This window comes from Rhizobium oryzicola, assembly GCF_030504645.1.
In the GTDB taxonomy this organism is placed as follows: Bacteria; Pseudomonadota; Alphaproteobacteria; order Rhizobiales; family Rhizobiaceae; genus Neorhizobium; species Neorhizobium oryzicola.
The window spans coordinates 191993-200114 of record NZ_JAUKWQ010000007.1 but is presented as its reverse complement, the minus strand read 5'-3'; the positions used below and the strand labels follow the sequence as shown (position 1 = coordinate 200114).

The window sequence follows — 8122 nt, the reverse complement described above, 5'->3', positions numbered from 1 at the left end:
CGCCGGAAAACCACCGAAGGTCGCCATCACCGCAATCATGCGAAAGCTCATTGTGCTCGCAAACGCACTGTTGAAAAACAACCGGAAATGGACCCCAAAACACGCTTGATCAAAACGGATACTCTAGAACTCTATCGGCTAAACGGGAACTTTAGGCGCGCTTGGAAAGAGAAACCGGCTGGACGCCCCGACGGGCAGCAATTTCCCGCTCTGACATCGGACGGCCGAAGAAGTAACCTTGTAGGAGATCGCAGCCTGCCAGTTTCAGCGCGCTGACCTGTACGTCGGTTTCCACGCCCTCTGCAGTAACAGGAATATCGAGTGCGCGTGCGAGACTCACGGTTGCTTTCAGCACGTCCAGCGCACGATCATTTTGCCCAAGTGACTCCACCAGCGAGCGGTCAATCTTCATGCGGTCGAAATGGAACTGGCGCAGATAGCCAACGCTGGAAAAGCCTGAGCCGAAATCGTCCAATGCAATCTTCACGCCCGTCTGCTTCAGCCGCTCTAGAGCGCCTCTTGCGCGCGCCGGATTTTGAATGAAGTAGGTCTCCGTCATCTCAAGCGTGATGCGGGAGGCATCCGTCCCGGTGTCGTGCAAAACATCTTCAACATAGGTTGCAAAGGCAGGATCGCGAAACTGGCCCGGCGACACATTGACGGCCAGACTGAGGTCCGGCCATTGGCGCAGCGCCAAGCAGGCGTTGCGCAACACGCATAGACCCAACTGATCGATCAGACCGGTGCTTTCGGCAATGGGAATGAAAACGTCAGGTGGAACATTGCCGTGCCCCTTTCGAGTCCACCGCGCCAAAGCTTCCACCCCAACCATGTCCAAAGATCGCGCATCCACAACAGGCTGAAAGGCAACGCTGATCTCCTGACGCTCGATCGCCTCGCGCAGATCCAGTTCCATATTGTTGCGTTCTTCACGCTCCTCGTCCATGGCAGGGTCATACCGCGTCCAGCGCCCACGGCCCTCTTCCTTGGCACAATACATGGCCATATCGGCACGACGGACAATTTCCTCACCGGAAATCATGCCCCGCGCTGAAATGGCAACGCCGATGCTGCAACCGATCACAGCCACCCGCTCACCGATCGTGAAGGGTTCGCCCAGAAAATCCAGAACGCGGTCGCTGATATCAATCACACGGCGTTCAGCATCCCGGCCACTTAGGGCAACGGCAAACTCGTCGCCTCCGAGACGCGCGAGTACGGCGCCTTCTCCTACCAGAACCTTCAAGCCAGCGGAAACACCCTTGATCAGACGGTCACCGGTGTTGTGGCCGTAAGCGTCGTTGACTTCTTTGAAGCCATCCAGATCGAGATAGAGCAGCGCGACATCCGTTCCGTCTTCACGAGCCTGATCGATAAGCTTTTCCAGCTCCCCAAACAGGCCGGCGCGATTGGAAAGCCCACTTAGACGATCAGTCAGGGAAAGACGCACGGCGGCCGCTTCATCAGCCCGGAAGCGCGCGAGCGCCTGCCAGCCACTAACGAAGAGAAGCAGGAAATAGATGGCGACCATGGCAACGGCGCACCAGACCAGCGGCCGTACCTGCTCAAGGCTGATATCACCGGGCGCACGCGATTCCCAAGCCAGCGCACCAACCGGTTTCGCAAGGGGCGAGAGGATGTTGACACGGTGGGACGCTTTCGCATCCGCATCTGCAAGATGAAGACCAGGCAGGGCATAGGTGCGGGCGAGCTGGTCAACAGTTGACGATGTCAGATGCCGCATGAACAGCAGGTAGCGACGCCCGGTCGTATCGACAACACTGCTTTCAGACCTGTCACGGACGAGAGCAATGCTGAAGGCCGCAAGCCCCTTAGCGGTTTTGACGAAACCGGACAGTTGCGGAGTGGCGTCTCCGCGAATGGCCTTGGTCGCACGAAAGACATCGCGCACATCCGGTGTTAGGTAATTTGCCAACTGTTGCTCGCCGAGCAGGACACCATCGGCGTAGCCGATCATGCTGCGACCGTCCTGGTCGATGACGACAGCAACGTCGAACAGTTCCGCCGTACCGGTCAATTCGCCCAGATTGCGGCGCAGCCACTCAAGGTCAAGCTGCCGATGGAGATAGGCGACCGTATCATCACGCGTGGCGGAATCGTTCAAAACATTGCGCAACTGTCCGATGTAGGTGTGGATGGCGCCACGAACGACTTCGCGCGAACGTTCCTCATCGAGATGGTTCGCATAGGCTCCAACTCTGTCGAGAGCAGCCAGTACGATGCCTGTCACCACGATGACCACCGCGGCAAAAATCCCCAGCATCGATCGCACCGCCAGACGACGGTCTACAGACTTGGCAGACTGTTGCAGATTAAAGGCCAAACATCGCCTCGACAATCCCTGGAGTGAAGCCGCATTCTGGGTTGCAAGTCTTCAATTTGAATTAACAGGGCAGCAATGAATTCAGAAACAAGAACGTGCGGTTAAGCCCGCACTCCAGCCATAAAAAAACGAGACAGATGGCACCGGCACCACGATCTAAGGTGGTGCCGGCTTACGCATCTGCAGCTTACTTCACTTCAGTCACGAACTTCTCTCGGGCACGGCGAACCTTCTTCAGGTTGACCAGCCAATCGCCTTCCGCCTGACGATAGCCGAGCGGCAGAATGGTAACGGAGCGAAGACCCTTTTCCCGCAGCCCGAGGATCTCATCCAGCTTGGCAGGGTCAAAGCCTTCCATAGGGGTTGCATCGACACCTTCAAAGGCGGCCTGCGCGATAGACATGCCGAAGGCGATATAGGCTTGACGGGCAGCGTGCTCAAAATTGACTTGGGCATCGCGGGCCGGATAGGTGCTCAGCAGCATCTTGCGATAGTTTTCCCAGCCTTCGTTGGTAAACTGACGCTCCTCGTTAACGAGATCGAACATCTCGTTTATGCGGTCTTCCGTATAATTATCCCAGGCAGCGAACACGAGAAGATGCGAACCGTCTGTGACCTGCGCCTGATTCCAGGCAATCTCACGGATTTTGGCGCGCACTTCCGGATTGGTAACGACAAACACTTCAAAAGGCTGCAGACCGCTGGAGGTCGGCGCCAGGCGCGCAGCCTCCACGATCCGCTCAACCTTGTCTTCAGGCACAGCCTTGGAAGGGTCCATTTTCTTGGTGGCGTAACGCCAGTTCAACTTTTCGAGAAGCAAAAGAAATCTCCGTTTTCTACGGCAGTTCCCAGGTTGGGATGCAGCAAACTAAAGTACCCCGCACACATAGTCGGCTTGTTGCGATGCACAAGTAGAAACAGAAAAGTAACCCCTGCGTTTTTACGCGGCGCTCAGCCTCATTCGCCTATCAACGGTTCTTCACGCAGCGAGCGCAAGTTGCGGCGTAATAAACCGCTCGAACGAAGGGGCGGCGAAAAGATAGCCCTGAATCAGATCCACACCCAAATCGACCAGCACAGCCAGCTCCTCTGCAGTCTCGACACCTTCGCAAACCGGCTGGATGCCGAAGTCATGCAGCATCGACAACGTATGGCGAACGACCAGGCGCTTTGCGGGATTGAGATGGATGCCGCGAATGAGATCCATATCCAGCTTGACAATGTCAGGTTGAAATTCGGCCAGCAAGTTAAGGCCGGAATGGCCCGCGCCGAAATCGTCGATGGCCGTCTTGAAGCCGATATCCTTGTATGTGCGCAGGATGTTGAGGAGATGCACGGTATCGAGCTTCTCGGTTTCGGTGAACTCGAAGATGATCCGGTCGGGCGCAAAGCCAACCTGCTCTGCCGTGGCAAGCGTCAGACGAATACAGGCGCGAGGCTCGTAGACGGCATTGGGCATGAAGTTGATGGAAAGCTTCTCGTTCGAACCAGGAGCCGACAGCTTTGATGCAAGTTCGATAGCCTTGACCCGGCATTGCTGGTCGAAGGCATAGCGGTTGTCGTCATTGACCTGGCGCAGGACGGTTGTAGCCCCTTCACCCGAGATGCCGCGCACCAACGCTTCATGAGCAAAGACGTTCCCAGTCTTCAGATCCACGATCGGCTGGAACGCCATCGAAAACGGAATCGCGAAACCTTTGCCATTGCGGCAACCCGCACAACCTTGCGCCATTTCAGTCCCTCACTGCACGTGTGAAGCAAATTAGCGCGCAAGAATTTAAAAATAGGATCGGATCAACCCGAACTCGGGATATGGTTACCTTTTGGGAAGCACGACGCCAATTCGCGGTACCACTTGCCGCTCTTCTTGATGGTCCGCACCTGCGTGTCGTAGTCCACGTGGACGAGGCCGAAGCGCATGCGGTAACCTTCCGCCCATTCAAAGTTATCCATCAGGCTCCAGGCAAAATAGCCTTTCAGAGGATAACCGTCGCGCGCCAGATCCGCAGCAACGGAAAGATGCTGCGCGTAATAATCAAGCCGTGGCTGATCATCCACTTCGCCATTCACCACACCCATATTATAGCAGGCGCCGTTTTCGGTGATGTACATGTCCGGCAGGTCGTATCGCTTGAAGAGATCAACGACCAGATCGCCCATGGCGGAGGGATCAATCTCCCAGCCGATATCCGTTTTATCCGGATTGACGAAAGGCGCTGGGATGGTTGCCGGGAATTCTGCGCCTTGCGACGGGTCATCGGAAACACGCATCGGCGTGTAGTAATTGAGGCCCCACCAGTCGAGTTTCTGACTAATGATGGCCAGATCATCCTCTTCGACAACCGGCATCCTTTCCCCCAATGCCGCAATGAGGCTTTCGGGATAATGGCCCTTGAAGACAGGATCGAAGAAGGCGCCATTATGGAAATCAAAGGCACGTTCCGCCGCCGCCTTGTCCGCCTCGCTGTCCGATCCCGGCACCACCGAATGGGCGTTCAGCACCAGCCCGACCGGCACTTTCGGCGCCACATGTCGAATGGCTTCCACGGCCAGGCCATGTGCAAGGTTCGTATGGTGCATGGCGTGAAGAGCCGCTTCCATATTGCGCTCGCCGGGGGCATGCACACCATAGAGATGGCTGAGCCAGACCGAGCACCAGGGTTCGTTGAAGGTCGCGACGGCATCCAGCCGATCCCCCAGACGCGCAAGCACCACCTTGGCGTATCGCTGAAAGGCGTAAGCTGTCGAGCGGGACGTCCAGCCGCCATCGCCCATCAGCGCAAGCGGCAGATCCCAGTGGTAGAGCGTGGCATAGGTCTTGATGCCGCGCGCCTTGCAGCCGTCCAGCAAGCGATCATAGAAATCCAGACCCGGATCATTGATGCGGCCGACGCCATCAGGAATGATGCGCGGCCAGGCGATCGAGAAGCGGTAGGCCTCCACGCCCATCTCCTTGATGAGGTCTAGATCCTCCTCCAGGCGATGATAGTGATCGCAGGCGACGTCGCCATTGTGCCGGCCAAACACGCGGCCCGGCATGTTGGAAAAGGCATCCCAGATCGAGGCTTTGCGCCCATCTGCCCTGGTCGCCCCTTCGATCTGAAATGCAGCCGTTGCCACGCCAAAAAGGAAGTCGCCAGGGAAGCGGTCGGCAAGGGTCTTAGGATTCATCTTATAACTACCTTGGCAAACGGTCGAAATCAAATCGAACACGGCGATCCATCATTACACCCTTGCCGTGTAGCCTAAACCTCGGGCGGCGTGAAGCAATTACCAATACGCAATTCTAAAACGTTGCAGAAATTTGAATTCTGGAGGAGCACGTGGCGTGCTCCTCCTCTCACTTTTAGAGCTTCACCCAAGCGCCATTCTGCTTGCCGCTTTCGATGCAGGCCGTGACGAAGGCAACGCCCTTCACGCCGTCATCGACGGTGGGATAGACGACCGCAGGATCAACAGCAGCCCCGGATCGCGCTGCAATGATCGCGGCAGCCGCTTCGGAATAGATTGTCGCAAAGGCTTCGAGATAGCCCTCCGGATGACCGCTTGGAATGCGCGTCACGCGGCCTGCTGCCGCGCCTGCACCTGCGCCACCACGGGTGATAAGCTGCTTTGGTTCGCCAAGCCGCGTGAACCACAGATAGTTCGGATCGGCCTGCGTCCACTCGATGCCCGCCTTAGTGCCATAGATGCGTACCTTCAGGCCGTTCTCATTGCCGGTCGCCACCTGGCTGCACCACAACATACCCTTCGCACCGCCCTTAAAGCGCAGCATCACATGCGCATTGTCGTCCAGCCGGCGGCCGGCAACAAAGGTGTGCACGTCAGCCGCCAGTTCATCGAGTTCCAACCCGGAAATGAACGAGCCGAGATTGTAGGCATGCGTGCCGATGTCACCGGTGGAGCCGCCCACCCCCGATTGCGCGGGGTCTGTGCGCCAGACCGCCTGCTTGGCCCCCGTCTGTTCCACGGGTTCCGCCAGCCAGTCCTGCGGATATTCCATCTGCACCAGGCGGATCTCGCCCAGCTCGCCCGACTGCACCAGTTCGCGCGCATGCCGCACCATGGGATAGCCGGTGTAATTGTGGGTGAGGATGAACAGCGCCTTCGCTTTGTCCGCGACCTCCTTCAGCTTCTTGGCATCTTCCAGATTGGAGGTCAGCGGCTTGTCGCAGATCACGTGGATGCCGCGCTCCAGAAAGGCTTTCGCCGCGGCATAGTGAACATGGTTTGGTGTGACGATGGAAACCGCCTCGATGCCGTCAGGACGCGCTGCTTCCTTGTCCGCCATCTCCTCGAAAGAGCCGTAGCTTCTCTCGGGATCGAGCCCGAGATCGCGGGCTGAGGCTTGCGCTTTTTCCGGCGTCGATGACAGCGCGCCCGCCACGAGATCGTAGTGGTCATCCAGGCGGGCGGCCATGCGGTGCACGGCGCCGATGAAGGCACCCTGCCCGCCACCCACCATGCCGAGGCGGATTTTGGATACGCGCTGTTCGGATTTGCTGGCTTCGATGGTCATGAAATGTTTCCTCCTCGATATGGGTGCGCAAATTCCCCCTCTGGCTGCCGCCATCTCCCCCACAAGGGGGGAGAAATCAGGTGGCACCGTCTCCGCCAATCGCACCGGTAGCGACCGGGTTAAGCCTCTCCCCCTTGTGGGGAGGGGTTGGGGGCGGGGTCTGTCTTTTACAATCCCAGCATCCGGCGATTGGCGGCCTCGTCCGTACCGCCGGACGCAAAATCGTCGAACGCCTTTTCCGTGACCCGGATGATATGCGCCTTGACGAATTCGGCACCTTCAGCCGCGCCATCCTCGGAATTCTTGAGCGCGCACTCCCATTCGACCACGGCCCAGCCGTCGAAATCATTGGCGGTGAGCTTCGAGAAGACGGCACCGAAATCCACCTGGCCGTCGCCCAGCGAGCGGAAGCGGCCGGCACGGTTGACCCAGCCCTGATAGCCGCCATAGACGCCCTGACGCCCGGTCGGGTTGAACTCCGCATCCTTGACGTGGAACATCTTGATGCGGTCCTTGTAGATGTCGATGTTGTCGAGATAATCTAGGCACTGCAGCACATAGTGCGAGGGGTCGTAGAGCATGTTGGCGCGCGGATGGTTCTTCACCCGCTCCAGGAACATCTCGAAGGTCACGCCGTCATGCAGATCTTCACCGGGATGGATCTCGTAGCAAACATCCACGCCCTGCTCGTCCGCATAGTCAAGGATCGGCTGCCAACGCCGCGCCAATTCTTCGAAGGCGGTTTCCACCAGACCGGCCGGACGCTGCGGCCAGGGATAGATGAAGGGCCAGGCGAGCGCGCCGGAGAAGGTGGCATGCGCCTTGATGCCGAGATGCCGTGACGCCTTGAGCGCCATTTTCACCTGCTCCACGGCCCAGGCCTGGCGTGCCTTGGGATTGCCGCGCACTTCCGGCGCTGCAAAGCCATCGAAGGCCTCGTCATAGGCCGGATGCACCGCCACCAGCTGGCCCTGCAGATGGGTGGAAAGCTCGGTCACCTCGATGCCGTTGGCCCTCGCGACACCGGCGAACTCGTCGCAATAATCCTTGGATTCGGATGCCTTCTTCAGGTCGATCAGCTGACCGGCCCAGGTCGGCACCTGCACGCCCACATAGCCCTTGTCCGCCGCCCACTTGGTAATGCCATCCCAGGAATTGAACGGTGCGGCATCCCCCGCGAACTGGCCCAGAAAAATGGCGGGACCCTTGATCGTCTTCATGAATATCTCCTCCCTGAGAATTCCTGTAACGTTGCAGTA

The 8122-nt window shown here is 58.2% G+C and carries 6 protein-coding genes and 1 pseudogene; 1 reads left to right on the top strand and 6 read right to left on the bottom strand.

Annotated features, from left to right (window positions below; genetic code table 11):
* Positions 1–109 (top strand): annotated as a pseudogene (locus tag Q2T52_RS19810) (IS110 family transposase); the annotation flags it as partial.
* A gap of 42 nt (positions 110–151) precedes the next feature.
* Here the strand turns inward: Q2T52_RS19810 and Q2T52_RS19805 are convergent.
* From Q2T52_RS19805 to Q2T52_RS19780, 6 genes are all read right to left on the bottom strand, one after another.
* Positions 152–2344: a putative bifunctional diguanylate cyclase/phosphodiesterase gene (locus Q2T52_RS19805; protein ID WP_367187343.1), complete on the bottom strand. Its 2193-nt coding sequence runs from the start codon at positions 2342–2344 to the stop codon at positions 152–154.
* A 187-nt stretch (positions 2345–2531) separates the two neighbouring features.
* Complete coding sequence (locus Q2T52_RS19800; protein WP_302078564.1) at positions 2532–3164, bottom strand: NAD(P)H-dependent oxidoreductase; 633 nt, start codon at positions 3162–3164, stop codon at positions 2532–2534.
* A 159-nt stretch (positions 3165–3323) separates the two neighbouring features.
* On the bottom strand, positions 3324–4019 hold the full coding sequence (locus tag Q2T52_RS19795; RefSeq protein WP_302078563.1) for an EAL domain-containing protein: 696 nt from the start codon (positions 4017–4019) through the stop codon (positions 3324–3326).
* Positions 4020–4138: 119 nt separating this feature from the next.
* Complete coding sequence (locus Q2T52_RS19790) at positions 4139–5515, bottom strand: GH1 family beta-glucosidase (protein ID WP_302078562.1); 1377 nt, start codon at positions 5513–5515, stop codon at positions 4139–4141.
* Positions 5516–5690: 175 nt separating this feature from the next.
* On the bottom strand, positions 5691–6863 hold the full coding sequence (locus tag Q2T52_RS19785; RefSeq protein WP_302078561.1) for a Gfo/Idh/MocA family protein: 1173 nt from the start codon (positions 6861–6863) through the stop codon (positions 5691–5693).
* Positions 6864–7030: 167 nt separating this feature from the next.
* Positions 7031–8083, bottom strand: a complete 1053-nt coding sequence (locus Q2T52_RS19780) for a sugar phosphate isomerase/epimerase family protein (RefSeq protein ID WP_302078560.1) — start codon at positions 8081–8083, stop codon at positions 7031–7033.
* Positions 8084–8122 lie beyond the last annotated feature (39 nt).